Source organism: Paraburkholderia sp. JPY419, from assembly GCF_050435705.1.
GTDB lineage: Bacteria > Pseudomonadota > Gammaproteobacteria > Burkholderiales > Burkholderiaceae > Paraburkholderia > Paraburkholderia youngii.
On sequence record NZ_JBNDKV010000002.1, the window covers coordinates 3,696,548 to 3,721,152 of the forward strand.

Below are 24,605 nucleotides of genomic sequence, written 5' to 3' on the forward strand. Positions count from 1 at the left end.
ACCCGAGCCGCGCGAAATCGGCGCCGTCATCAGTACCCGTAAGGCTTCGTTAAGCTGCCGGGGCCGATAATGCGGCGGCTAAAACCGCAGCAAGGAGGGGAGAGACCATGCGCCTGCTATTGGTCGAAGACGACGACATGATCGCGGAATCGGTGCTGGGCGCGATGCGCCGCGCCGGCTACGCGATCGACTGGGCCGAGGACGGCCGCGCGGCGGAACTGTCGCTAGATAACGGCGTGTACGACCTCGTACTGCTCGACCTCGGCCTGCCGAAAAAAGACGGCATCGACGTGCTGAACGCGTATCGCCGCAACGGCGGCGCGGCGCCGGTCATCATCCTGACCGCGCGCGACGCGATCGACGAACGCATCCGCGGTCTCGACGCCGGCGCCGACGACTACCTGATCAAGCCGTTCGATCTCGACGAACTGGCCGCGCGCATTCGCGCGCTGCTGCGCCGGCGCACCGGCCAGAAGCAGCCGGTCTACAGCCACGGCGAACTGACGCTCGACCCCGCCGCGCATGAAGTCACCAAGGACGGCGTGCCGCTGCCGCTCGTGCCGCGAGAATTCGCGCTGCTGCAGGCGCTGATCGAGGAGCCGACCCGCGTGTTCACCAAGGCCGAGCTCGAAGAAAAGCTGTACGGCTGGGGCGAAGAAGTCGGCAGCAACACGATCGAAGTGCATGTGCACAGTCTGCGGCGCAAGATCGGCGCGGACCAGGTCGTGACCGTGCGCGGGGTCGGCTACCGCCTGAAGAGGTGCGGATGACGTCGATTCGCCGCTGGCTGCTCGGCTGGCTGATCTTCGGCATGGCGGCGACCTCGATGGTCGCAGCTTTCGCGATCTTCCATACCGCGCGGCGCGAGGCGAGCGAGCTGTTCGACTACGAACTGCGCACGGTCGCGCTGTCGCTGCCGTCGTCGCTGAGCGGCGCTGGCCTGCGCGAGCGTCGCGCCCCCGACCTCGGCGATCTGGCCGACGACCGCATCGTCATCGAGATCTGGGACCAGAGCGGCACGCTCGTCTATCACTCCGCGCAGACGCCGATGTTCGAGCGTCTGGCGCCGGGCTTCCACACGGTACCGCGCGGCGAGTATCACTGGCGCGTCTTCGGCGTCGCGCAGCCGGACCGCTACGTGCAGGTCGCGCAGCCCGTATCGGTGCGCGAGGATCTCGCGCTGCATCTTGCGCTGCACACGCTGTGGCCGCTCGGCGTGCTGCTGCCGGTGACGATCGCGCTGGTGCTGCTGGTGGTCGCGCGCGGGCTCGCGCCGATCGGCGGGCTGTCGCGCGCGCTCGCGACGCGTTCGATCGATTCGCTCGAACCGCTGCGGCTCGACGGCAACATGCCGGTCGAAATCCGGCCGCTCGTCGAAGCGCTGAACGATCTGCTGCAACGGCTGCATACGGCGTCGCAGGCGCAGCGCACGTTCATCGCCGATGCCGCGCATGAGCTGCGCTCGCCGCTCGCGGCGCTGAAGCTGCAACTGCAGGCGGCGTCGCGCGATGGCTCGCTGAGCGGCGAGGGGCAGACGCTCGAGCGTGTCGAAAATCGGGTGAACCGGATCATCCACCTCGTGCAGCAATTGCTGACGCTGGCGCGCGAAGACGCGCAGCCGGTCACGTCGACGGTGCCGGTCAGCCTGCGCCGCATCGGCGAGCAGGCGGTCAGCGATTGTTCCGTGCTCGCGGAGCTGCGCGAGATCGATCTCGGCCTCGAATGCGAACAGGCGCGCACACCGAACGACGCCTACACGGTGCTCGCCGAGCCGCACAGTATCAGCGTGTTGTTGGGGAATCTGATCAACAACGCGATTCGTCATACGCCGCGGGGCGGCCGTGTCGACGTGGTGCTGCGGCGCACGGGCGAGCGGGTTGGCTTCGAGGTCGTCGACAGCGGCTCGGGGATTCCGGAGGCGGAGCTCGAACGCGTGTTCGACCGTTTCTATCGCGGCGAGGAGTCGAAGGGCGAGGGCAGCGGGCTCGGTCTCGCGATCGTCGCGCGGATCGCCGAGCGGCATCAGCTCGGGCTGTCGCTGCGCAACAATGTCGGCGCGCCGGGCTTGCGGGTGTCGGTCACCGGGCTGCACGCGCCCGCCGCCGATGCGCCCGTCACGGCCGCGAATTAACGATCGTCATTGCGGCTAGCGGTTGTCACAAGCATATAGGCGCACGCTGCTACAATCTCATTTTTACAGATCGACAGATTGGTTGTGCACTATGGGTTTCGAACAACTCGCTGAACTGAAGAAGCAACTGGCCGCGGCGCGAGCCGCCGCTGAGGGCGCCGGCAAGCCCGATCGCAAATCGGCTGCGCGCCCCGCTTCGAAGTCCGCTGGCAAGCCCGCTTCAAATCCTGGGGCACATCCTGGCTCTAACGCCGAGCGTGGCGCCAATCCGGGCACGAAGTCCGGTGGCCGGCCCGGCGGAAAGCCGGCCCCGAAGGCCGGTGGTCGGCCGGACGGCAAGCCGGGCACGCGACCCGGCCGCCCGCAGCCGCGCCACGCCTCACCCGAGGGCGCCGCGCCCGCCAGGCCGGCGGCGGTGGAGGCCAAGCCGGTGGACCCGGTGGTGCGCTCGATCGGTCGTCTGCAAAAGCATTTCCCGATCGCTTTCCCGAAGAATCCGGCCCCGAAGCTGCCGCTGAAGATCGGCGTTTTCGAAGATCTCGTCGTGCATGCGAAGGAGCTGTCGCTGACCGAAGCCGAGCTGCGCGACGCGATCAAGACGTGGTGCCGTGGCGGGCGCTACTGGAAGAGCCTCGTCGAAGGCGCCGCGCGCGTCGATCTGGCGGGCGTCGAAGCTGGCAAGGTCACGGCGCAGGAAGCGGCCGGTGCGCAGCGTCTGCTCGCGCATCGCGCGGCGAAGGGCGCACAGAAGGCCGCCGCGGCGACGGCAAGCGCGAGTGCTCCGACCGATGCCGGTACACCGTCACCGTCCGGGAAGGCGACCGCCGACGAGCCGCAGGCCGAAGCAGTCGCAGCGGCGGTCGCGGAACAGGCGGTTCCGCAAGCGGATGCCGCTGCTGCAACGCCGGAAGGGGTAGCACCGAATGCCGCCGGCAGCGGAGACGCCCAGGCGCAAACCAGCGCCCAACACGAGACGCAAGCTTCCACTCCCTCCCAAGCCTAAGCCTAAGCCTGGCATAATCCGTCGCGGCCTCGCTCACGAGGCCATGACGTGCGGCGCAGCCGTCAGCCGGCTGCGCACGAATCCCACGTGCTCCCGCAGCACATAAAACGCATCCGCATACGCTAACGGCATGCGCAGGTGGTTCAGCGCCGCCTCGATCTCGTCCAGTTGTCCTAGGAGCTGTGTGCGCTCCTCGTCGGTTGCGCCGGCGAGCGCGTGCCGCTCGATCGCAATCAGCGAACCGTAATAGCGATAGATGCGCGAGCGCACCCGCCACCGGTACAGCGCCGGAATCACCCGCATCGCGGGCAACAGCAGCACGGCGATCGGCAACAGCAAGACCAGCGTGCGATCGCCGATGCTCGCGAGCCAGAACGGCAGCGTCCGATACAAAAAGCCCTTGCCGGTCCGGTAATAGCGCTGCGCATCCTCGCTGATCCGGTATTCGTGCTCGACCGGTGTCGGGAACTGGCCGGCGTGCTGCAACAGGCCCGCGGCGCCATGTACTTCCTGCGCCGCCTCGATCAGCAGATCCGAGATCGCCGGATGCAGCGTGCTGCGCGCGACGAGTTCGACCGTCGGACTGATCAGATGCACGGTCTCGGGCGGAATGCGCCGCTTCAGGTCGAGCACGCCGGGCGGCAGGTCGATCTGGTCGAGAAACGGAAACACGCGCGTATAGGCGCTGGCTTCGTCGAAATTCATCACCGAAATGCCGGGTACGCGCAACAGCCGCAGCATCAGGCCGCGCGTCGCCGAGTCGCCGCTCAGAAGCGCCGCGTCGACCTCGCCGGCGACTAGCTGCGTGGCGGCCTGCAGACCGTCGCTCGGCACCAGCGTCGTGGCGCCGCCTGGCTCGATGCCGTTCGCCGCGAGCAGTTGCAGCGCGAGCAGCCGCGTGCCGCTGCCTTTGCGGCCGACCGCGATCCGCTTGCCTTCGAGCTGCGCCAGTTGCGTGAGCGCCGCGCCACGATAGAACACCACGATCGGCACATAGAACACGCTGCCGAGCGACACTAGCGACGACGTATCCAGCCCCTGGGCCACCCCGCCTTGCACGAACGCGATATCGACTTGCTGCTTCGGGTCCAGCAGCCGCTGCAGGTTCTGCACGGACCCATCGGATTCGAGCACGTTCAGGCGGATGCCGTTGCGCGCGAGGATCTTGCGGTACTGGTTCGCAGTGACGACGAACGAGCTGTCGCGCGGGCCGGCGCTGATCGTGATCGTGCGCGGCGGCGCCGGATTGGCGATCCAGACGATCAGCACGATCGCGAACGCGATCAGCAGCGCCGTGATGAAGTAGGGCAGCAGGTGCTCGCGCCATTCGGCGCGCGTAAGTTCGGCGGAAAAGTGCGGAGGACGCGGACGCTGCGCTTTCATGAATACTCCGTGCTTGAAGCCGGGAGCAGGCATTGTCGCCTGTGCGCGGTGGCTTTGCCGTAGCGGTTCGTTCTATCGACCGGGCGCGCGGCGCTCGACGGAGCCTGCCGCCCGCGGCCGGCGAATAACGTGTACATGGCATAATTTGCCGCAAATCGCGGTCTGGCAGTAGTGGACTTCACAACTCGCGGAGTGTCGCTGGGCGCATGTTGAATCGTCGGTATCGGAAGATCGGCAGCTGGCTGGGATCGCTCGCGATCCTGCTGGCGACGCTCGCGCCGACGATCTCGCAGACGCTCTCCGCCCATCGCCATGCCGACGCGATGATGCGTGAGCATTGCCAGATGGCGTCGATGGACGACATGGCGTCGATGCCGGGCATGCGGATGCAGGACGACACGCCCGAGCCCACCCAGGCCATCGCCAACCCGCCAGACAACACCGACGACACCGGCAATCCCACGGACAAGCACGCGCAGATGTCCGGCGATGCCTGCGGCTATTGCAGCCTGCTCGCGCATCTGCCGGTGATGCCGAGCGTCGGCATGCTGTTCGTCGCCGCGGTCCGCGCGCGCCAGCACACGGCCGTGACGCGCGATAACAGCGTGCGCCGTGTCGAACCGCTGACCTTCGCGCAGCCCCGCGCCCCGCCTTCCGCTTCCTGATCCGAATCCTTACGACGCGATGCGCCTACGTGCATCGCGCTTGCTCGCGCGCGTCCGTTCGACGGCGCGCGCCGGCCTCGTCATCACCGAACAGACAGGATGCACTCATGCACACATCAGCAACGCGCGGTGGCCGTCCGCCGCGCGCGGCGCCGCTCATCGCGGCCGCCACCTATGTCGCCTACACCGCTTACGCCGCGTGCGGCGTCGTAGGCCTGATCACCGCGCCGTCCATCGCGCAGGCGCACGCGATCGCCGGCAACCGCGTCTTCCCGGCGACGCTCGCGGTCGACGACCCCGGCGTCGGCGACGAAGCCAACCTCGAGTACGGCCATCAGCGCGTGCCCGGCGACAACGGCGACCAGAGCATCAACACGTTCAGCTTCGAGTACGACAAGCTGATTACGCCGCGCCTGGCCGTGTCGATCGACGGCGCGTACGTGCTCCAGAACAACCCGCGCGCGGCCGGCTTCAACAACTTCGGCGTCGGCCTCAAGTACCTGCTGTACGTGAACGAGCCGCACGAGCTGATGACGTCGATCGGCGTCACTGCGGAGCTCGGCGGCACCGGCAGTCGAGCGATCGCCGACAACTTCTCGACGATCTCGCCGACCGTCTACATCGGCAAGGGCATGGGCGATCTGCCCGATTCGCTCGCGTATCTGCGCCCGGTCGCGATCACGGCCGAGGCGGCCCCCGCGCTCAACACCGGCGCGGGTCAGCCGAACGCGTTCAACTACGGCTTCACCGTGCAGTACAGCCTGCCGTATCTGCAGCAGCACGTGCACGACGCGGGTCTGCCGCAGCCGTTCTCGAACCTGATCCCGCTCGTCGAGGTCCCGCTGTCGCGCAGCCAGGGGCAGACGACCGGCACGGTCAATCCGGGCTTTATCTGGATCAATCGCTACGGACAGTTCGGCGTCGAGGCACAGATTCCGATCAACCGTGCGAGCGGCTCGCACGTCGGCATTCTGGTGCAGGCGCATGTGTTCTTCGACGACATTGCGCCGACTACGCTCGGCAAGCCGCTGTTCCCATGAGTAGTGCAGGAGAAAAACGATGATGAACAGCTTCGAATATCACGCAATGCGCCTGGCGGCACTGATCGCCGGTGTGACGTTCGCGAGCGCGGCACTCGCGCATGTGTTTCCGCAGAAGCAGGAGCCGGGCGCGGGCGCATCGGTGGCCGCGCCCGCGCAGGTCAAGGTGACCTTCGACGGGCCGCTCGAACCGGCGTTCAGCTCGCTGAGCGTCACCGATGCGAGCGGCAAGCAGGTCGGCACGCAGAAGTCATCGGTGGATGCGCGGCAACCCGCGGTGATGACGCTGCCGCTGCCGACGCTTGCGGCCGGACACTACACCGTGCATTGGGTCGCGGTGGCGTCGGACGGGCATCGAACGCATGGGGACTATGGCTTCGATGTGAAGTAGGGCGGTACGATGCGCCGTGCTCGCGCAGGCGGCGCTCAAACCCGCTTGAACAACTGCCGCGCGAGCGAGCACATCAGCATCGTCGCGGGCGATTCGTCCTGCAGGCGCCGGCTCATGATGATCGGCGACGCGGCGCTTGCCGACGGAATCGGCCGGTACGCGACGCCGTGCGCGCGCAAGCCCTCGACGCTCTCCGGCACGAGACACACGCCGACCTGCGCGGCGACCAGACCGAGCGCGGTCTGCAACTCGCGCACTTCGTGAATCGCCTTCGGCTCCAGCGCCTGATCGTGCATCGCCGAGATCTGCTGGTCCGCGTAGCTCGGCCGCGGCGTGCTTGGATAGACGATCAGCGTTTCCTCGGCGAGCGCGGCGAGCGTCAGCGGCTTCTTTTGCCGTGCGAGCGGATGGTCCTGCGGCAACGCCGCGATCATCCGTTCCTCGACCAGCACTTCGCGCGCGAGTTGCGCATCATCGAAGCGCAGGCGACCGAAGCCGACGTCGATGCGGCCGCCTTTGAGCGCGGCCAACTGCTCGAGTGTGAACATCTCGATCAGCGATAGCTCGATATGCGGCGCGGCCTCGCGAAACGAGCGTATCACCGCGGGCAGCGCGCCATACAGCGTAGACGGCACGAAGCCGATCACGATGCGCTCCGCGAGTTGTGCGAGCCGGCGCGTGAGCGGCGCGAGCTCGTCGGCTTCATCGATCAGACGTTTCGCCTGGGTGTAGAAAATGCGGCCGGCTTCGGTGAGCCGCAACGGTCGCGAGCCGCGCTCGAACAGCGGCAGGCCGACGTCTTCCTCGATCTGCTGGATCTGCCGCGACAGCGGCGGTTGCGTCATATGCAGACGATTGGCCGCCCGCGTGATGTTCATCTCCTCGGCGACCGCGATGAAGTAGCGAAGTTGGCGAAATTCCATGCATGCCTCAGAGGTATGATGCGTCGGCGATCGGGTTGGTGTTGGAATGTCGCGCGCTGAATGTCCGTTTACGGCTCTGTGCTCCCGCAGGAGCGCTGCGCGGCGGCAACGAATGATAGCAACAGCACCGTCAAACCCTATCTGTAGGGGCTCGGCGAATTTTCGTCGCTGGTTCTTTATCTGTCTGCTCGGCCTCGACGTTCAATCAATACCGCGCGCATTCGTTTAAATGACGTCGAGGCAGCAGATAGCGGAGGAGGGAGATCATGTGGTCCATTATTCTCGATACGCTCGGTGCGCTCGCGGTGCTCGCGAGCGTGGCGGCGCAGATCGCGCTGCTGCGCAAGCATTGAATAAAAAGCGCAGTGAATAAAGCGCTTCCAGTGTGTAGCGCCTGATCGTGGCGTCTACTCGTAGGAGTCTCATGCATCGATCTGATACGCGATACATCGCGAACCAGATCAACGCGTACTGCCCGAAATCTTCGTAAGCCCCGCGTAAACATATCCAACGAAATCCGCTTCCAATCGATTGTTCGTCGGAAGCGGCGTGTCAATTCGCCTCGAGCCGCTTTATCCGAACTCACGCGATGCCTAAATTTACGACCTGTGACAGCGCCACTGCATTTCCAGCTTTTAGCGGCGTGGACCTCGTGACTTCTCGCGAGGCATGCCGGCGCGAACCATTGAAAGGACACGATGATGAGCAAGCTCACAGGCAAGGTAGCGGTTGTAACGGGTGCATCGAAAGGCATCGGTGCGGCGATTGCGAAGGCATTGGCGGCGCAAGGCGCGTCGGTCGTGGTGAACTATGCGTCGAGCCGCGCGGGCGCCGACAAGGTGGTCGCCGATATCACCGCGGCGGGCGGCAAGGCGGTCGCGGTTGGCGGCGACGTGTCGAAGGCCGCGGACGCGAAGGGCATCATCGATACGGCGATCGAAACCTATGGCCGGCTCGACGTTCTCGTCAACAACTCGGGTGTCTACGAATTTGCGACGCTCGAAGAGATCACCGAAGCGCATTTTCATAAGCAGTTCGATGTGAATGTGCTGGGTCTGCTGCTGGTGACGCAGGCGGCGGCCAAACATCTGGGCGAAGGCGGCAGCATCGTCAACGTGAGCTCGGTCGTGACCCGCATCACACCGGCGACCACCGCGGTCTACACGGCGACCAAGGGCGCGGTCGATGCGATCACCGGCGTGCTCGCGAAGGAACTCGGTCCGCGCAAGATCCGCGTGAATTCGGTGAATCCGGGCGTGGTCGAAACCGAAGGCGCGCACACCGCCGGCGTGATGGGCTCGGAGTTCGAAACGTGGGCGATCAGCACGACGCCGCTCGGCCGTATCGGCCAACCCGACGATATCGCCGATGTCGTCACGTTCCTGGCTTCGGACGACGCGCGCTGGTTGACGGGCGAGAGCCTGATCGCGAGCGGCGGCGCGCGTTGAGTCCGACGGGTTGCCAACGCTTACGGCAACCCGCTCTTCAGATCGAGTGCGATAACGGATGGCGCGGCCGGTAGCACGGCGGCCGCGCCGCCTGTTGCAGCGACGGCGCGCGAGCTACGCGCGTGGAACCTCGCCGACCGAGACCTCGGTTTCCGCTCCCGGCAATTCCACCGCAAAAAAAGCGTCGAGCAGATTCGAACCCGGCCGCTCGGCGAGCCGCGTCAGCGATTCGATCATCTGCACGCGGCAGTCGACGAGCGGCACCATCCGGATGCGCCGCGACTCGTTGAACTCGGCGCGCGCAATCACGCCGACCCCGATTCCCTGCGCGACCGCTTCCTCGAGCGCCTCGCGGCCATCCACGTACATGACCGGCTCGACCTGCAGCGACTCGCGCACGAGCTCGATTTCGAGCAGTTGTTGGGTGACCGATTGCGGCTCGCGGAAGATCATCGGCTGTTCGACGAGCTCCGCGTAGCTGAGGCGGCGCTTCTTCGCGGCCGCATAGCTGGCCGGCACCATCGCGACCAGCGGATCGCGCCGCAACACGCGCGACCGCAGGCGGCTATGCACTTGCGGCGCGGCCGTGATCGCCGCGTCGACCGCACTCGACAGCACGCGCTGCATGCACTCGGCCGCATTGGCGATCGACAGCGTGACGACGATGCCCGGATGCCGCTGGCGAAACGCGCCGATCAGCGCGACGGCGAGATCGGGCGCATCGGCCGCGAGCGATAGCGAACCCGACTCCAGCCCGCCCGCCGATTCGAGCAACTGACGCGCATCACGCTCGCAGCTGAGCATATGCCGCGTCACGCTGAACAGGCGCAGCCCGAGTTCGGTCGTCTCCACGCCGCGCGGCCCGCGCTCGAACAGCTTGACGCCGTAATCCTGTTCGAGGCGCCGCACATGGTCCGACACCGCCGGCTGCGTCAACGACAACGCCTGTGCCGCTTTAGAAAAACCGCCATGTTCAGCGACCGCATGAAACGCCCGCAATTGCGCGTACTGCATGTGTGCCTCGCCGTCTGATAAGTTTTTACGATACCGTCATCGATTATATCGATTTTACCGATGGACAGCGTTTCTATATCGTGTGAGGTATCGACATAGCGATATCGGAGTACCCGACATGGAAAGCGCGATCGGCGGTTCGGCGGCGGCATTGAGCGTTGCGGCCGCGGCAACATCGGTCACCGGTGGCACGACATCCTGCGCGGCGTCGGCTCGCGGCGAGCCTTACCTGTTGACACCGGGTCCGCTGACCACGGCGCTCTCGACGAAACAGGCGATGCTGCGCGACTGGGGCTCATGGGACGGCGACTTCCGCGCGATGACCGCTCAGTTGCGCGCGAGCCTGCTCGAAATCGCCGGCGACACCGCCGGGGAGTACGACTGCGTGCCGCTGCAGGGCAGCGGCAGCTACTGCGTCGAAGCGATGCTCGGCAGCCTGATTCCGCGCGACGGCCATGCGCTCGTGCTCGCGAACGGCGCGTACGGCAAGCGCGCGGCGACCACGCTCGGCTACCTCGGCCGTGTCTGCACGCTGCTCGACAAGGGCGACTACCTGCCGCCGCGCGGCGTCGAAGTCGAGCGCATGCTGGCCGCCGATCGGTCGATCACGCACGTAGTCGCGATCCATTGCGAAACGAGTTCCGGCATCCTCAATCCGCTCGAAGAGATTGCGGCCGCGGTCGCGAAGCATGGCCGCAAGCTGCTGATCGATTCGATGAGCGCCTTCGGCGCGGTGCCGCTCGACGTGCGGCAGATCGCGTGCGAGGCGTTCGTGTCGTCGGCGAACAAGTGCATCGAGGGCGTGCCGGGTTTCGGCTTCGTGATCGCGCGCAAGAGCGCGCTCTCCGAAGCGAAGGGCCGCAGCCATTCGCTCGCGCTCGATCTCTACGATCAATGGGACGTGATGAATCGTACGGGCCAGTGGCGCTTCACGCCGCCCACGCATACGGTGGCTGCGTTCCTCGAGGCGCTGCGGCTGTTCAGGCTCGAAGGCGGGCAGCCCGCGCGGCTCGCGCGCTACGCGAACAATCGCGACGTGCTGGTGGCCGGCATGCACGAGCTCGGCTTCGAGCCATTGCTCAGCGCGCACTGGCGCTCGCCGATCATCGTGACGTTTTTCTCGCCCGCGCATCCGTCGTTCGAATTCGCGCGCTTCTATGAACTGATGAAGGAGCAGGGCTTCATCATCTATCCGGGCAAGCTGACGGTGGTCGACAGTTTCCGCATCGGCTGCATCGGCCAGGTCGACGAGCAGGTGATGCGTCGCGTGGTCGAGGCCTGCGCGCAAGCGCTGCGCATGATGGGCGTCACGCACGCGGCGCCGCCGCCGGCCGCGCTCGACGAACGCAAGGCGCTCGCCCAGGCGGCCTGAGCCGCGACGGCAAACCCAATACATTCGAATTTCCGGGGATTCAAGCAGATGAAATATGTGAAGGCAGTGATTTTCGATTGGGCCGGCACGGTGGTCGACTACGGTTCACGCGCGCCGATGGGCGCCTTCGTCGAGACCTTCGAGCAGTTCGGCGTGCCGATCACGATCGACGAAGCACGCGGCCCGATGGGCATGGCGAAGCGGCCGCATATCGCGGCGCTGATGGCGCTGCCGCGCGTCGCGCAGGCTTGGGCCGAGCGTCACGGCCATACACCGACCGACGCGGATATCGACGCCGTGTACGACGTGTTCGTGCCGAAGAACATCGCGGTCGCGGCGAGCTATAGCGCGGTGATCCCGGGCGTCGCCGAAGTCGCGAGCGCACTGCGTCACGACGCTATCCGCATCGGCACGACCACCGGCTATACCCGCGAGATCATCGACGAAATCGTGCCGGGCGCGGCCGCACAGGGCTTCTCGCCTGACAGCATCGTGTGCACCGGCGATACGCCGGAAGGACGGCCGTCGCCGTACATGATCTACCGGACGCTGCCGCAGCTCGGCGTATGGCGCGCGAAAGAGGCGATCAAGGTCGACGACACCGAGGTCGGCATCGAAGAGGGCATCAACGGCGGCACCTGGGCGGTCGGCGTCGCGGTGAGCGGCAACGCGTTCGGCATGAGCGAGGCCGAGGTGAAGGCGCTGCCGGCCGACGAATTCGCCGCGCGCCGCACCGCCGCGACGACCCGGTTGAAGGCGGCGGGCGCGCATTACGTAATCGACAGCGTCGCGGATCTGATGCCGGTCGTGTACGACATCGACGCGCGGCTCGCGCGCGGCGAGCGGCCTTGAAGCGTCAGCCCGACAACGTCACTTGAAGAAACCGACCGCGAGATCGATGAACTCGCGCACCTTGCGCGGCACGAACTCGCGGCTCGGGTACACCAGCGACACGGCCACGTCGCCATTGAGCACCGCATAGCCATCGAGCACGCGCACCAGCGTGCCGGCGCGCAGTTCGTCCTCGACCATTTCGAGCGGCAGCAGCGCGATGCCCATAGCGCCGAGCGCGGCCTGCTTCTGCATGATCATGCTGTTGACCGTGAACGAGGCATCGATCGCGATGCTCTCGCCACTGTCGTCGCCGCCCGCGCTTGTGCGGTCGGCGTCACCGTCCCCCTTGCGGAAGATCCACATCGGGCCGGTCGTGTCGAACGGCGCGGCGATCAGCCGATGCCTCTCCAGCTCGGCCGGCGTTTGCGGATGACCGGCCTGCGCCAGATACGCGGCCGCGGCCACCGGCACCGCGTGCGAGTTGATCAGACGCCGCACCACCAGCGACTCCGAGCGGATCATATGCTCGGTCACGATGCCGACATCGAAGCCCCCTTCGAGCAGATCGACGCGTTTTTCCGTCAGCGTGACGCGCAGGTTCACCTGCGGAAAGCGCGCCTGATATTCGGCGAACAGCGGCGTCAGCCGAAACAGCGAAAAACTGCCGAGCGCGACGATGCGCAAGTCGCCGGCCACTTCGCGCGACGCCGTGGTCGCGCGCGATTCCACTTCCTCCAGTTCGGCGAGCAACACGCGGCAACCGTCCGCGTATTGCGCCCCGGCCTCGGTCAGCACGACCTTGCGCGTGGTGCGCTGAAACAGCCGAATGCCGAGATGCTGTTCGAGGCCCGACACATGGCGCGTGACGACCGATGTCGACACGTTCAGTTGCGCGGCGGCCTGCGCGAAGCTGCCGACGTCGGCGACCTTGACGAAAGCCTGCATGGCCTGAAAAAGATTGATCATCTGAGTGCAAGAAACGTCTTTGTTGTTGCGCACCGCGAGGCCGGGTTCGCGCCGATGCTCAACTACCGCGCGAGCAGCGCGCCATCGCGCGCGACGACGCGGCCGTGCGCGACCACCAGCTTGCGCACCGGCCGCGCGACGAGCGCATGCGCGAGCGTGTCGGCATCGACCAGCACGAGATCGGCGCGGGCGCCCGGCTGCAAACCGTAAGCTTCGAATCCGCAGGCGCGCGCGGCGACGCCGCTGACGCAATCGAACGCGAGCGCGAGATCGTCGTCGCGGCGCAGGCCGTAGCGCATCGCGATCAGCATCGCCCGTTCCAGCATGTCGGGCGAGCCGTACGGTGTCCACGTGTCGCGAATCCCGTCGTTGCCGCCGAACAGCGTGACGCCGTGCGCGCGGCAAGCCGTGAGCGGCGGCACCGGCACCGACGGCGGCGCGGTGGTCAACAGCGGGACGCGCAGCTCGGCGATACGCGCGAGCAGCGCATCGCGTTCGCGCTCGGGTAGCGCGCCGAGACAGAACGCGTGGCTGACCACTACTTGCCCCTGCATGCCGTGCGCGGCAACGCGATCGAGCAGCAAACCGAGCGTGAACGCGCCGATTTCGCCGGGCTCGTGCAGATGGATGTCGATCGGCTTGCGGTGACGCTCGGCGAGCGCGAACGTCAGATCGAGCGACTTCACCGGATCGCCGTCGATCAGCGCGGGATCGAGCGCGCCGAGCGCGTCGGCGCCCGCCCCGAGCGCACGATCGAGCAGCGCGTCGGTGCCGGGCCGGCCGAGCAGCCCAGACTGCGGAAACGCGACGATCTGCAGGTCGAGCACGTCGCGCAGTGTATCGCGCGTAGCGAGCACGCCGTCGAGATGGCGCAGGCCCGCGTCGGTGTCGATATCGACGTGCGTGCGCACCCGCGTCGTGCCGGCCGCGAGAAACGCGCGCGCGAGCGCGAGTGATTGCGCACCCGCGTCGTGGCCGCTTTCGGCGCGCCAGCGGCGCTCGTTTTCGATGCGGTCGGTCAGCTTCGGCCCGACTTCGTTGCGATACCACCGCAAGCCCCAGTTGGTCTTGTCCAGATGTGTATGCCCTTCGACGAAACCTGGTAGCAGCAGCGCGTCGCCGCCGTCCTCGACCGGCACACCGGGCTCGCGCGGCAGAGCGGCGCCGAGCGCGGCGATCCGGCCATCGACGATCGACACCTCGACGCGCTTGCCGTCGGCGAGACGCACGTTGGTGATCAGCGAGGCGTTCGTCGTGGGGCGTGGAGTGGTCGTGGTCATGAGCGGTAGGCAAGGGGAGTGAACGGGGTAGAACGGGGTGCAAGGGATACGCGGCCGGCGCGTTGACGCAACCCGCGATGCTACCCCGAGACGATAATAAATCGCTCCCCGTTACGACTGATAAAGCGTGAATTAATCCGGGAATTCGACACGCCGAGATCGCGGCGGAGGGCCGCGCCGACCGGCAAAATCCAAGGCCGGACGGCGGTTCGCGGTATACTCCCGCGTAACTTGCCTGATCGCCAGGCATGCCCGATACTCAGCTGTTCCCCCAAATCTCCCCGTACGTCGAGTTTAACGCTACTGCTTATGAGTACAATCCTTGAAAGTCTTCCGATCGGCCAGAAGGTCGGTATCGCGTTTTCCGGCGGCCTCGACACCAGCGCCGCGCTGCACTGGATGTGCAAGAAGGGCGCCGTGCCGTACGCCTACACGGCCAATCTCGGTCAGCCCGACGAAGACGACTACGATTCGATCCCGCGTCGCGCCACGCAATATGGCGCCGAAGGCGCGCGCCTGATCGACTGCCGCGCGCAACTGGTCGCGGAAGGCATCGCAGCGCTCCAGTGCGGCGCGTTCCATATCTCGACGGCGGGCGTCACCTACTTCAACACCACGCCGATCGGCCGTGCCGTGACCGGCACGATGCTGGTCGCCGCGATGAAGGAAGACGGCGTCAACATCTGGGGCGACGGCAGCACGTACAAGGGCAACGACATCGAGCGTTTCTACCGCTACGGTCTGCTCGTCAATCCGAACCTGCAGATCTACAAGCCGTGGCTCGACCAGCTGTTCATCGACGAACTCGGCGGCCGCGCTGAAATGTCCGAGTTCATGCGCCAGTCGGGCTTCGACTACAAGATGTCGGCTGAAAAGGCCTATTCGACCGACTCGAACCTGCTTGGCGCGACGCACGAAGCGAAGGATCTCGAAAGCCTCGAGTCCGGCATCAAGATCGTGAATCCGATCATGGGCGTCGCGTTCTGGCGCGACGACGTGCAGATCGCCAAGGAAGAAGTGACGATCCGCTTCGAGGAAGGCCAGCCGGTCGCGCTGAACGGCCGGACGTTCCCGAACGCGGTCGAACTGCTGCTCGAAGCGAACCGTATCGGCGGCCGTCATGGTCTGGGCATGAGCGACCAGATCGAGAACCGCATCATCGAGGCGAAGAGCCGCGGCATCTACGAAGCCCCGGGCCTCGCGCTGCTGAATATCGCTTACGAGCGTCTCGTCACCGGCATCCATAACGAAGACACGATCGAGCAGTTCCGTGAGAACGGCCGCCGTCTCGGCCGTCTGCTGTACCAGGGCCGCTGGTTCGATCCGCAGGCAATCATGCTGCGCGAAACCGCGCAGCGCTGGGTCGCGCGTGCGATCACCGGCGAAGTGACCGTCGAGCTGCGCCGTGGCAACGACTACTCGATACTCAGCACGAAGTCGCCGAACCTCACGTATCAGCCCGAGCGTCTGTCGATGGAGAAGGTGGAATCGACGTTCTCGCCGCGCGACCGCATCGGCCAGCTGACGATGCGCAACCTCGACATCAAGGACACGCGCGACAAGCTGCGCATTTACTCGCAGGTGGGTCTGCTGTCGTCGAACGAGACGTCGGCGCTGCCGCAGGTGAAGGGCGACAAGGAGTAAAGCGGCGCGTCCGATTATCTCAACGTCGCATCGATCGATGGGCCGGCTCGCGAGAGCCGGCCCATTTTCTTTGGGGCCGCCGGATGCGCTTCGGCGCGTGCTCGCGGTCCCACATTCTGTGCTCAAGTTTGGCCTGCCTATGCCGTTGACATAAGCTAAGCCTATTCTGGAACCCTTCCGTGCAACTCGCTCACAGTATCGACCGCCTCGCCAGCCGGATGCCAGTCGACTCGACCGTCGGCGGCGAACCCGAGGTGGAGTCTTCGGTCATCGAGTGGCTGTTGCACGACGATCAGGTGATGCGCGAGTGCTTCACGCACGCGGCGGAGATTCTGAAGAGTGTGACCGGCACGGCGATTACCGCGATCGTGCTGCTCGACGAGGAGTATCAGCACTATCGCGCCGAGGTCGGCATGGCGATGCCGCTCGTCACGCGCGCGCGTTCGCTCGCCGACTACGCGGTGCGCGACGCCGATCTGTTCGTGATCGAGGATGCTCACAACGACAGCCGTTTCGGTGAATGCATGCTGGTCAAGCGTCATCCGTTCGTGCGCTTTTACGCGGCGATCGCGCTGCGTGCGCCGAACGGAGAGATCGTCGGCGCGCTATGCGCGATGGACCCGGCACCGGGGCGGCTCGACGCGGGCCAGCGCGGCGTGTTCTACCACCTGCGCGCGATGATCGAAAACGATCTGAAGATGCGCACGGCCACCGCGATCGATCCGCTCACGCAGTTGTACAACCGGCGTTTTCTGCTCGAGACCATCGCGCGACGCTGGAAAGAGGCGCGCGACGGCGACATGATGGGCTCGGTGGTCGTCGACGTCGACTGGTTCAAGCAGTACAACGACACCTACGGCCATCAGGCCGGCGATCATTGTCTGCGGCTGGTCGCCTCGGTGATGCAGGCCGCCGCCGACAGCGAGCACTTCGTGGTCGGGCGCATGGGCGGCGAGGAGTTCGGACTGCTGATGCTCGAAGCACAGAAGTCGAAGCTCGAAGACACGCTCGAAACGCTGCGCCAGGGCGTGGCGGATCTCGCGATCGAACATCGCGCGTCGCCGCTCGGGGTGGTGACGGTCAGCGTAGGCGCGTCGCTTACGCGTATCAGCGACTTGTCGCGGCCCGCGCATCGCGACGGTTTCGCGAGCGCCGACCGGGCGTTGTACCGCTCGAAGCATAACGGGCGAAATCGCGTGACGATGGCGTAGCTCTAGTCTTCGTCGTGACGGCGGCTTGGCTTATAGGACCAACGTCCCATTTCCAACCGTTGTCATCGTGGCAATATCGAAGCGCGTAGTGAACGTCGACGCAGTCGCCGGGTGCGACAGCAGGGCTTTTTACGATGCGCATCATTCACACGTTGCTGTTCATCGCGGCGTTCTGCTCAGGCATGACCGTCGGCGTTGCGACGTGCGTCGCCGCCCAAACTGCCGCTGCGCAGCCGGCCGCGTCGGCGGCCGCCTCGTCGGCCGTTTCCGTTCCGGCAGCCCCAGGTGCCCCCGCCTCAACTCCCGCCGCGCGCCAAATCGATCTCGGCAATCAACCGTTCACCGGCGATTTCGACGCCATGCTGGACCGGCGGCTGATCCGTGTACTGGTTCCCTACAGTCGAACGCTCTATGTGAATGAGCAAGGCCACGAGCGAGGGCTGACCGCCGGCCTGATGCGGGACTTCGAGCGTTATCTGAACAGGAAATACCAGGCGACGCTCGGCAAACGTCCGCTCACGCTGGTCATCATTCCGACGACGCGCGACCAGTTGCTCCCGGGGCTGATAGCGGGCCGGGGCGACATCGCCGCGGGCAATTTGACGGTCACGGAGGCCCGCCTGAAGCAGGTCGACTTCGTGTCGCCGCGTGACCGGACAGCAGTACGCGAAGTGGTCGTGACCGGGCCGAAGTCGCCAGCCCTCGCGAAGCTCGACGACCTGAGCGGCAAGACCGTCCATGTGCGACCGAGCAGCAGCTATTACGAGAGCCTGAAAGCGTTGAACGCGCGGTTTGCCAGGGAACGCAAAGCCCCCGTGAAGCTCGTACCGCTGCCCGACGCGCTAGAAGACGAAGACGCGATGGAGATGCTCAATGCCGGGCTGGTCCAGATTCTCGTCGTGGACGACTGGAAGGCAAAGGTATGGGCGCCGATACTGCTGGGAATCGTCGTGCATAACGACATCGCGGTGCGCGACGCAGGCTACATCGGCTGGGCGGTCCGCCTCAAGAGCCCGAAACTGCAGGACGCGATCAACGACTTCTACCTGAATTACGTGCAAAAGCAGAGTGTCGCGGAAGTCCGTCTGCAGCAGGAAATGAAGCGCATCAAGCAGATCTCCAACAATACGGAGTCAGCGGAGCTGAAGCGATTCAAACAGACGGTCGGCCTTTTCGAAAAATACGGCGCGCAGTACGGCTTCGATCCGCTCCTGCTTGCGGCTCAGGGCTATCAGGAATCGCAGCTGAACCAGAGTGCGCGCAGTCACGTTGGAGCAATCGGCATCATGCAGCTGATGCCAGCCACGGGAAAGGAACTTGCGGTTGGCGACATCAGGGTGGCGGAGTCCAACGTCCATGCGGGAGCGAAATATCTCGACGTGCTGATGGCCCGTTACTTTCCCGATGCTCACTTCTCGGAAAGGGACCGCTCGCTGTTCGCATTCGCGAGCTACAACGCAGGACCCGCAAACATCGCCAGGATGCGCAAGGAGGCGCAGGCGCGCGGTCTCGATCCGAACAAGTGGTTCAACAATGTCGAAATCGTAGTCGCCGAGAAAATCGGCATCGAACCCACTACGTACGTGCGGAATGTCTTCAAATATTATGTTGCGTACCGGCTCGTCCGGGAGGCCGAGGCGGCACGGGCTCGCGCTATCGGGCAGATGCGCAAGCAGGGCGGAACGTAAGGGAAGTGCTCGTCTGAAAGCGCTGTCACCGCAGCGACGTGCCGCAGCCAGGCTGCGGCGTGATCATCGTGGCACGCGCCCGGATCAGGCCATCAGGCATTTACGTGGAGTCTGAAGATGTCGACCATGAAGCGCGAGCTCGGAAGTCTGGAGCGCATCGCGTGTTGGACGAGAGTGTTCCGCATGGTCAATTCGGCACCCGCATTCAACCGGCAGCCCGCCGTAATCAACGGCTTCTCGGAACTGATACTGGCTGTCTTCGGCGAGGAGCGCGGCGCTCACGCTCGCAGCGCGGTGGGAATGGCCGAGCTGCCCTTCAACATTCCCGTGGAGGTCGAGGGTGAAGTGGAACTGGTTCCCGAGACGCCTAAGCGCTTGCATCGAGCGAAGCGGTGAAGGAGCGCCACAGTGAAGCGCCGTGACCTGATCAGGTGGCTTGCGGCTGTCCCGCTGTTTCCCTCTGGCTGGCCGTTGCTTCGGCTCGATGCCGCTCACGCTGCACAGACCCCGCGACGCGTACGTCCGGGCGAACCGGGATGGCCCACGCCTTCGGACTGGGCGCGACTGAAACAGCAGGTGGATGGCCACCTGATCCGACCGGAGTCACCACTCCAGCTCTGTCGCGAATCTCCCGACAACGCCGAGTGCCTTGCGCTCTTCCGTGAACTCAAGAATCCGTATTTCATCGGCGATAGTCCCGTCTTGACACAAACCTGCGAGTGGGTTGGCGCGTGGAAAGCCGAACCGAGTGCCTACGTCGTCGCGGCGACAAAAGTCGAACATGTGGCGGCGGCCGTCAATTTCGCGCGTGAACGCAATCTTCGCGTCGTTGTGCGCGGCGGGGGGCATTCCTATCTTGGCACTTCGAACGCACCGGATTCCTTGATGATATGGACGCGCGCGATGAACGACATCAGGAATCACGATGCTTTCGTTCCGAGCGGTTGTGACGGGATCATTCCACCCGGACCCGCGGTAAGCGTCGGGGCAGGCGCGATCTGGATGCATACCTATGAAGCCGTTACCGGCGGCGTGGGTCGATATGTACAGGGCGGCGGTTGTGGAACAGTGGGAGTCGCAGGACTGATTCAAGGGGGAGGTTTTGGAACGCACTCCAAACAATTCGGCATTGCGTCGGCTTCACTGCTCGAAGCGGAGGTCGTCACCGCGGACGGTGTGGTCAGGGTCGTCAACGCGCGGAGAGAACCGGATCTTTTGTGGGCCTTGAAAGGCGGGGGCGGCGGCACCTTCGGCGTGGTCAGCCGCTTGACCTTGCGCACGCACGAACTGCCTGACGTGTTCGGTCTCGTATCCTGCGCAGTCGTGGCACGCTCGGATGTCGCGTACCAACGCTTGCTGGGCCGCTTCGTCGCGCTTTACGCCGATAGCCTATGCAATCGACACTGGGGTGAACTCGTCACGCTGCTGCCGGGCAAGCGCTTGCGCATCGCCATGAGTTTTCAGGGACTCGGCAAAGAAGAGGTCGCCACGCTGTGGCAGCCGTTGTGGGACTGGATTGGCTTGCAGGACGACCTGACCATGACGGCCGCGCCATCGATCGTCGCCGGTCCGGGAAGGATACGCTGGGACGGCAAGGCGCTCGCGCGGTACGTGCCCGGCCTCGTCCGTTTCGATGACCGGCCCGGCGCGCCAGATGCCAATTTTTTCTGGACACAGAATCTCGCCGAGGCCGGTCATGTGATCCACGGCTTCGACTCGCTGTGGTTGCCTGCGGCAATGCTGACGCGCGAGCGCCAACCCGAACTCGTCGATGCGCTGATGGGCGCTACGCGCTATTGGCCTGTCGAACTTCATTTTCAGAAAGGGCTGGCCGGCGCCCCTGCCGACGTGATTGCCGCCGGCCTGCAAACGCCCGTCAATCCAGTCGTGGCGGAGTCGTTCGCATTGGCCATCGTCGCGAGCGAGGGGCCGCCGGCATTCGACGGTCTGACCGATCACGAGCCCGACGTTGCGAAGGCACAGCGAGATGCGAAGCTGATCGGTCTGGCCATCGACGAACTCAGGAAGATTGCGCCTGCAGACGGCGCCTATGTCGCTGAGAGCAGCTATTTTCAGCAAAACTGGCAAGCCGCGTACTGGGGGGCCAACTATGCGCGTCTTCTGTCGATCAAGAAACGTTACGACCCGCACGGAGTTTTCTTCGTTCGTCACGGTGTCGGCTCCGAAGCCTGGAGCGACGACGGGTTCACCCGCATGGCCGATTCCGACTAGCCGGCCGGCTGTTTCAAGCGAATCCCGATGCTCGTGGTGTGTCGGTATGAGCGTGTATTGACTCCGGCGAGAGCTCAATGCACGCTAGCGATGCATCGGCATCCGAAGCATCTCTTTCTAGCGAACTGATGAAGCGGAGTCGGTAATAAGTTCGGTGCCGTTGCCAATACAACGTCGTATAAATGACGGAGACAGAAAAGATGACAACACCGAAGAAGATCCCGGCGGCCATGCACAACCCTTGGTGGCTCACTACCGCGGCGAGCCTGATGGCGTCCGCGATCGTGCTGGCCGGCTGCGGCGGCGGCAACGACGACGGACTGCATCCACCGCCGCCGAACAACGTGCTGCCAGCCTTCATCAACAGCGCGGTGACGACGAAATCTTATGACGGCAACAGCGACGATCTGCTGACCGCGGGCCTCGGCAAGACCGGCCTCGCCTCGGCGAGCGCGCCGGCCATCGCGAATACCGCGCAACCAACGGCCGCCGAACTGCGGCGTCTCGCAATCTGGTCGAACTACCGGGCGCTCGTCGACATGACGGCGAACGGCGGCTATGGACGCTTCTGGGGCCCCAACGTCGACCTGAACGGCAACGACACGCTGGGCGAAGGCAAGATCGCGGGCAAGGAATACCTCGCCTATGCCGATGACGGCAGCGGCGCGCAGAACGTGAGCCTGCTCGTGCAGATTCCCACGAGCTTCAATCCGGACCAGCCTTGCATCGTCACCGCGACGTCGTCCGGTTCGCGCGGCGTGTACGGCGCGATTTCGGCGGCCGGCGAGTGGGGCTTGAAGCGCGGCTGCGCCGTGGCCTACACCGACAAGGGCAGCGGCAACGGCGCGCATGAGCTGTCGACGAATCGCGTGACGCTGATCGACGGCACGTTGCAGGATGCGAGCACAGCGGGCAAGGCGAGCCTCTTCACCGCGAAGCTCGGCAGCAGCACGCTGGCAACGTTCAACGCGCAGTTCCCGAACCGCTATGCGTTCAAGCACGCGCACTCGCAACAGAACCCCGAGCAGGACTGGGGCAAGAACACGTTGCAGGCGATCCAGTTCGCATATTGGGCGCTCAACGATTCGTTCGGCGCATTGAATGGCACGACGCGCACGGTGCGCTATGCGAGCGGCAGCATCACGACGATCGCCGCGTCGGTCAGCAACGGCGGCGGCGCGTCGCTCGCGGCGGCCGAGCAGGACACGTCGGGGCTTATCACGGCAGTGGTGGTCGGCGAACCGCAGATCAACATGCGGCTTACGACACAGGTGTCGGTCGCGCAGGGCGGCGTGCCGGTCGGCGCGTTCGGCAAACCGCTCGCCGATTACATGACGCTCGCGAACCTGCTGCAGCCGTGCGCCGCGCTCGCTCCGGCCGCAGCCGGAGCGCCGTATCTGACCGCGCTGCCGACCGCGACCACCACCGCGCTGCGCACCGCGCGTTGCGCGTCGCTCGCGGCAGCCGGCGTGATCGCGGGAGCGGATACGGTGACGCAGGCCACCAATGCGCTCGCGCTGCTGCATCAGAACGGCTATCAGACGGACTCGGACCTGCTGCAAGCGCCGATGTGGGACTCGCAGGCAGTGCCGGCCGTCGCCGTGACCTATGCGAACGCATATGCGCGTGCAAGCGTCGCCGACAACCTGTGCGACTTCAGCTTCGGCACCACCAGCGCGACGGGCGCTGCCGGCGTGACGCCGGCGGTCTCGCCGATGCTGACGGTGTTCGGCAACGGCAACGGCGTGCCGCCGACCAATGGCATCAACCTCGTCTACAACGCGGGCACCTCGGGCGCGGTCGATCATCGGCTCGCGACCGCCGATGCGAGCTACGCGGGCGCCGCATGCCTGCGCGCGCGGTGGACGAGCGGTTCGTTGAGTGCCAGCGTCGATGCAATCCGCGTGAATGCGAACCTGCATGGCAAGCCGACCATCATCGTGCAAGGACGCGCGGATGCGCTGGTGCCGATCAACCACGCGTCGCGGCCGTATCTTGGCTTGAACCAGGTGGCCGAGGGCGGTGCGAGCAAGCTGGCGCTTTACGAAGTCACGAACGGTCAGCACTTTGACGCGTTCCTCGGCGTTGCCGGTTTCGACACGCGTTTCGTGCCGTTGCACTACTACAATCTTCAGGCGCTCAATCTGATGTGGGCTCATCTGAAGAACGGCACCCCGCTGCCGCCGTCGCAGGTGATCCACACGATACCGCGCGGCGGTACGCCTGGAGCCGCACCGGCGCTGACCACGGCCAACCTGCCGGCGATCGCGGCGAGCCCGGGTGCCAATGCGATTTCCGCAACGAACGGCGCCGTGAACGTGCCGAATTGAGCGGCGCGAGCTGAAGCAATGCGCGCACACAGGCGCCCGCCTGTGTGCGCGTTGCCGTGAGATGACCTACTTCTGCGCTCAAGAACACATCCCCTCGCGCTCGAGCCACGAACGGAACTGCACGACCAGTTCATCGCCAGACTTCTCATCCGCAATGTAAGTGCAGTAGCTGCGAGACCGCAGACGCGGACCGTCGAATGGCGCGACGAGCCGGCCAGCGGCGAGATCGTCGGAGACCAGCGCGGTCGGTCCCATCGCGATGCCGATTCCGTCGATGGCGGCCTGCAAGGTCAGATAGAAGTGATCGAAGGTCAACGTGGCGGCCGGCCTCAGCGCGGCAAGCTGCGTGCTCGCAAGCCAGTCGGGCCAAAGCCGCGGAAGACTCGAGGTGTGCAGCAACGTGTGTTGCCGCAGGTCGTCCGGCGATCGAAGCGGCACCCGCTGCAAGAGCGCAGGACTGCAGACTGGAAGCCTCTCCTCGGACAGGAATGGCCGCATCGAGTAGCCGTAGAACGTGTCCGGGCCGCCCCGGATGACGATGTCGTAACTCTCTTTCAGACTCTCCAGCGGTCCGTTCGACGTCTCCACCTTGACCTCCACGTCGGGATGCTCGGCGCGGAATGTCGCCAGTCTCGGCACCAGCCAGCGCAACGTGAATGTCGCGGGCGCGTTGACGGATAGCGTCCGCGACAGCGTTTCGGGCACACCGTATTGCGCGGTTGCCTGCGACAGCTGTTCGAACAGTGGGCCGATTTCCTCCAGATAGGCCTTCGCCGCCGCCGTCAGTGTCACGCGCCGGTGGTGCCGTTCGAACAACGAGGCGCCGAGCCATTCCTCGAGCAAACGCACCTGCTGGCTTACCGCGCCGTGAGTCACGTGCAGCTCCGCGGCGGCTTCCTTGAAGCTGCCGAGCCCGGCCCGCGGCCTCGAAGGCCCGCAACGCATTGAGCGGAGGCAATACTCGTTTCATTTGCAAGAGTTTTTCTAACGCAGGCGGCCAATTTATCTGGTTTGAGGGGCCACGACAAGATAGATATCCTTTCTGTTGTA

20 protein-coding genes and 2 pseudogenes are annotated in these 24,605 nt (G+C 65.3%); 15 read left to right on the forward strand and 7 right to left on the reverse strand.

The window, feature by feature from the left end:
• Nucleotides 1-107: 107 nt before the first annotated feature.
• The 3 genes from QFZ91_RS23120 to QFZ91_RS23130 all read left to right on the forward strand — a co-directional run bounded on the left by QFZ91_RS23120 (nt 108) and on the right by QFZ91_RS23130 (nt 3,134).
• The gene (locus QFZ91_RS23120) at nt 108-770 is read left to right on the forward strand and encodes a response regulator (protein WP_018434619.1); all 663 of its coding nucleotides are present in this window, start codon (nt 108-110) and stop codon (nt 768-770) included.
• Entirely contained in the window at nt 767-2,131 is a 1,365-nt protein-coding gene (locus tag QFZ91_RS23125) for an ATP-binding protein (RefSeq protein WP_429568540.1), read from the forward strand. The genes QFZ91_RS23120 and QFZ91_RS23125 overlap by 4 nt, the downstream gene beginning before the upstream one ends.
• Before the next feature lie 91 nt (nt 2,132-2,222).
• The gene (locus tag QFZ91_RS23130) at nt 2,223-3,134 is read left to right on the forward strand and encodes a ProQ/FINO family protein (protein WP_429568541.1); all 912 of its coding nucleotides are present in this window, start codon (nt 2,223-2,225) and stop codon (nt 3,132-3,134) included.
• Between the two features lie 33 nt (nt 3,135-3,167).
• Here the strand turns inward: QFZ91_RS23130 and QFZ91_RS23135 are convergent, their stop codons facing one another.
• Nucleotides 3,168-4,517 carry a TAXI family TRAP transporter solute-binding subunit gene (locus tag QFZ91_RS23135; RefSeq protein WP_429568542.1) on the reverse strand — a complete coding sequence of 450 codons (1,350 nt, stop codon included), beginning with the start codon at nt 4,515-4,517 and terminating at the stop codon, nt 3,168-3,170.
• A 206-nt stretch (nt 4,518-4,723) separates the two neighbouring features.
• Between QFZ91_RS23135 and QFZ91_RS23140 the strand changes: the two genes are divergently transcribed.
• The 3 genes from QFZ91_RS23140 (at nt 4,724) to QFZ91_RS23150 (ending at nt 6,613) form a co-directional block, all read left to right on the forward strand.
• Nucleotides 4,724-5,182: a DUF2946 domain-containing protein gene (locus QFZ91_RS23140; RefSeq protein ID WP_429568543.1), complete on the forward strand. Its 459-nt coding sequence runs from the start codon at nt 4,724-4,726 to the stop codon at nt 5,180-5,182.
• A 107-nt stretch (nt 5,183-5,289) separates the two neighbouring features.
• Nucleotides 5,290-6,222 carry a hypothetical protein gene (locus QFZ91_RS23145; RefSeq protein ID WP_429568544.1) on the forward strand — a complete coding sequence of 311 codons (933 nt, stop codon included), beginning with the start codon at nt 5,290-5,292 and terminating at the stop codon, nt 6,220-6,222.
• A 19-nt stretch (nt 6,223-6,241) separates the two neighbouring features.
• Nucleotides 6,242-6,613 carry a copper resistance CopC family protein gene (locus tag QFZ91_RS23150; protein ID WP_176108420.1) on the forward strand — a complete coding sequence of 124 codons (372 nt, stop codon included), beginning with the start codon at nt 6,242-6,244 and terminating at the stop codon, nt 6,611-6,613.
• Nucleotides 6,614-6,648: 35 nt separating this feature from the next.
• Here QFZ91_RS23150 and QFZ91_RS23155 read toward each other — a convergent pair whose 3' ends face one another.
• Nucleotides 6,649-7,536, reverse strand: coding sequence for a LysR family transcriptional regulator (locus QFZ91_RS23155; protein ID WP_176108421.1), 888 nt, complete (start codon nt 7,534-7,536; stop codon nt 6,649-6,651).
• 701 nt (nt 7,537-8,237) lie between these two features.
• On the opposite strand from QFZ91_RS23155, the gene QFZ91_RS23160 reads away from it, so the two are divergent.
• Nucleotides 8,238-8,984: a glucose 1-dehydrogenase gene (locus tag QFZ91_RS23160; protein ID WP_429568545.1), complete on the forward strand. Its 747-nt coding sequence runs from the start codon at nt 8,238-8,240 to the stop codon at nt 8,982-8,984.
• A gap of 114 nt (nt 8,985-9,098) precedes the next feature.
• On the opposite strand, the gene QFZ91_RS23165 is transcribed toward QFZ91_RS23160, so the two are convergent.
• Entirely contained in the window at nt 9,099-9,998 is a 900-nt protein-coding gene (locus tag QFZ91_RS23165; protein ID WP_429568546.1) for a LysR substrate-binding domain-containing protein, read from the reverse strand.
• A gap of 118 nt (nt 9,999-10,116) precedes the next feature.
• On the opposite strand from QFZ91_RS23165, the gene QFZ91_RS23170 reads away from it, so the two are divergent.
• On the forward strand, nt 10,117-11,370 hold the full coding sequence (locus QFZ91_RS23170; protein ID WP_429568547.1) for a 2-aminoethylphosphonate--pyruvate transaminase: 1,254 nt from the start codon (nt 10,117-10,119) through the stop codon (nt 11,368-11,370).
• A gap of 48 nt (nt 11,371-11,418) precedes the next feature.
• The gene (gene phnX, locus QFZ91_RS23175) at nt 11,419-12,222 is read left to right on the forward strand and encodes a phosphonoacetaldehyde hydrolase (protein WP_184227146.1); all 804 of its coding nucleotides are present in this window, start codon (nt 11,419-11,421) and stop codon (nt 12,220-12,222) included.
• An 18-nt stretch (nt 12,223-12,240) separates the two neighbouring features.
• Here phnX and QFZ91_RS23180 read toward each other — a convergent pair whose 3' ends face one another.
• Together QFZ91_RS23180 and QFZ91_RS23185 are read right to left on the reverse strand one after the other, a co-directional pair.
• Nucleotides 12,241-13,170: a LysR family transcriptional regulator gene (locus QFZ91_RS23180; protein WP_429568548.1), complete on the reverse strand. Its 930-nt coding sequence runs from the start codon at nt 13,168-13,170 to the stop codon at nt 12,241-12,243.
• A 62-nt stretch (nt 13,171-13,232) separates the two neighbouring features.
• Complete coding sequence (locus tag QFZ91_RS23185; protein WP_429568549.1) at nt 13,233-14,450, reverse strand: amidohydrolase family protein; 1,218 nt, start codon at nt 14,448-14,450, stop codon at nt 13,233-13,235.
• A 309-nt stretch (nt 14,451-14,759) separates the two neighbouring features.
• On the opposite strand from QFZ91_RS23185, the gene argG reads away from it, so the two are divergent.
• The 4 genes and pseudogenes from argG to QFZ91_RS23205 all read left to right on the forward strand — a co-directional run.
• Nucleotides 14,760-16,094, forward strand: a complete 1,335-nt coding sequence (gene argG, locus QFZ91_RS23190) for an argininosuccinate synthase (protein WP_429568550.1) — start codon at nt 14,760-14,762, stop codon at nt 16,092-16,094.
• Nucleotides 16,095-16,273: 179 nt separating this feature from the next.
• A complete protein-coding gene (locus QFZ91_RS23195) occupies nt 16,274-17,305 on the forward strand; it encodes a sensor domain-containing diguanylate cyclase (protein ID WP_429568551.1) in 1,032 nt (343 codons plus the stop codon).
• 134 nt (nt 17,306-17,439) lie between these two features.
• A complete protein-coding gene (locus tag QFZ91_RS23200; protein WP_429568552.1) occupies nt 17,440-18,993 on the forward strand; it encodes a transglycosylase SLT domain-containing protein in 1,554 nt (517 codons plus the stop codon).
• A gap of 132 nt (nt 18,994-19,125) precedes the next feature.
• Nucleotides 19,126-19,389, forward strand: a pseudogene (locus QFZ91_RS23205) (RidA family protein); the annotation flags it as partial.
• Between the two features lie 207 nt (nt 19,390-19,596).
• On the opposite strand, the gene QFZ91_RS23210 reads toward QFZ91_RS23205, so the two are convergent.
• Nucleotides 19,597-19,842 (reverse strand): hypothetical protein, encoded by a 246-nt coding sequence (locus QFZ91_RS23210; RefSeq protein WP_429568689.1) that lies wholly within the window; start codon nt 19,840-19,842, stop codon nt 19,597-19,599.
• Here QFZ91_RS23210 and QFZ91_RS23215 point away from each other — a divergent pair.
• Both QFZ91_RS23215 and QFZ91_RS23220 read left to right on the forward strand, forming a co-directional pair.
• Complete coding sequence (locus QFZ91_RS23215; protein WP_429568681.1) at nt 19,777-21,225, forward strand: FAD-dependent oxidoreductase; 1,449 nt, start codon at nt 19,777-19,779, stop codon at nt 21,223-21,225. The two genes, QFZ91_RS23210 and QFZ91_RS23215, sit on opposite strands and share 66 nt — an antisense overlap.
• A 230-nt stretch (nt 21,226-21,455) precedes the next feature.
• Nucleotides 21,456-23,555, forward strand: a complete 2,100-nt coding sequence (locus QFZ91_RS23220) for a D-(-)-3-hydroxybutyrate oligomer hydrolase (protein ID WP_429568682.1) — start codon at nt 21,456-21,458, stop codon at nt 23,553-23,555.
• 78 nt (nt 23,556-23,633) lie between these two features.
• On the opposite strand, the pseudogene gcvA reads toward QFZ91_RS23220, so the two are convergent.
• Nucleotides 23,634-24,525 (reverse strand): annotated as a pseudogene (gene gcvA / locus QFZ91_RS23225) (transcriptional regulator GcvA).
• Nucleotides 24,526-24,605: the final 80 nt, after the last annotated feature.

Bases quoted from the DNA above. Each gene is read 5' to 3' on its own strand.
- QFZ91_RS23150 (WP_176108420.1), top strand. From the start codon at position 6,242: ATGATGAACAGCTTCGAATATCACGCAATGCGCCTGGCGGCACTGATC.
- QFZ91_RS23155 (WP_176108421.1), bottom strand. From the start codon at position 7,536: ATGGAATTTCGCCAACTTCGCTACTTCATCGCGGTCGCCGAGGAGATG.
- QFZ91_RS23135 (WP_429568542.1), bottom strand. From the start codon at position 4,517: ATGAAAGCGCAGCGTCCGCGTCCTCCGCACTTTTCCGCCGAACTTACG.
- QFZ91_RS23210 (WP_429568689.1), bottom strand. From the start codon at position 19,842: ATGCCCCCCGCCGCGCACAACGACGCGAAGATTGCGTTCACGCGCGAA.
- QFZ91_RS23140 (WP_429568543.1), top strand. From the start codon at position 4,724: ATGTTGAATCGTCGGTATCGGAAGATCGGCAGCTGGCTGGGATCGCTC.
- QFZ91_RS23160 (WP_429568545.1), top strand. From the start codon at position 8,238: ATGAGCAAGCTCACAGGCAAGGTAGCGGTTGTAACGGGTGCATCGAAA.
- QFZ91_RS23120 (WP_018434619.1), top strand. From the start codon at position 108: ATGCGCCTGCTATTGGTCGAAGACGACGACATGATCGCGGAATCGGTG.
- argG (WP_429568550.1), top strand. From the start codon at position 14,760: ATGAGTACAATCCTTGAAAGTCTTCCGATCGGCCAGAAGGTCGGTATC.
- QFZ91_RS23170 (WP_429568547.1), top strand. From the start codon at position 10,117: ATGGAAAGCGCGATCGGCGGTTCGGCGGCGGCATTGAGCGTTGCGGCC.
- QFZ91_RS23180 (WP_429568548.1), bottom strand. From the start codon at position 13,170: ATGATCAATCTTTTTCAGGCCATGCAGGCTTTCGTCAAGGTCGCCGAC.
- QFZ91_RS23185 (WP_429568549.1), bottom strand. From the start codon at position 14,450: ATGACCACGACCACTCCACGCCCCACGACGAACGCCTCGCTGATCACC.
- phnX (WP_184227146.1), top strand. From the start codon at position 11,419: ATGAAATATGTGAAGGCAGTGATTTTCGATTGGGCCGGCACGGTGGTC.
- QFZ91_RS23200 (WP_429568552.1), top strand. From the start codon at position 17,440: ATGCGCATCATTCACACGTTGCTGTTCATCGCGGCGTTCTGCTCAGGC.
- QFZ91_RS23220 (WP_429568682.1), top strand. From the start codon at position 21,456: ATGCACAACCCTTGGTGGCTCACTACCGCGGCGAGCCTGATGGCGTCC.
- QFZ91_RS23125 (WP_429568540.1), top strand. From the start codon at position 767: ATGACGTCGATTCGCCGCTGGCTGCTCGGCTGGCTGATCTTCGGCATG.
- QFZ91_RS23130 (WP_429568541.1), top strand. From the start codon at position 2,223: ATGGGTTTCGAACAACTCGCTGAACTGAAGAAGCAACTGGCCGCGGCG.
- QFZ91_RS23165 (WP_429568546.1), bottom strand. From the start codon at position 9,998: ATGCAGTACGCGCAATTGCGGGCGTTTCATGCGGTCGCTGAACATGGC.
- QFZ91_RS23145 (WP_429568544.1), top strand. From the start codon at position 5,290: ATGCACACATCAGCAACGCGCGGTGGCCGTCCGCCGCGCGCGGCGCCG.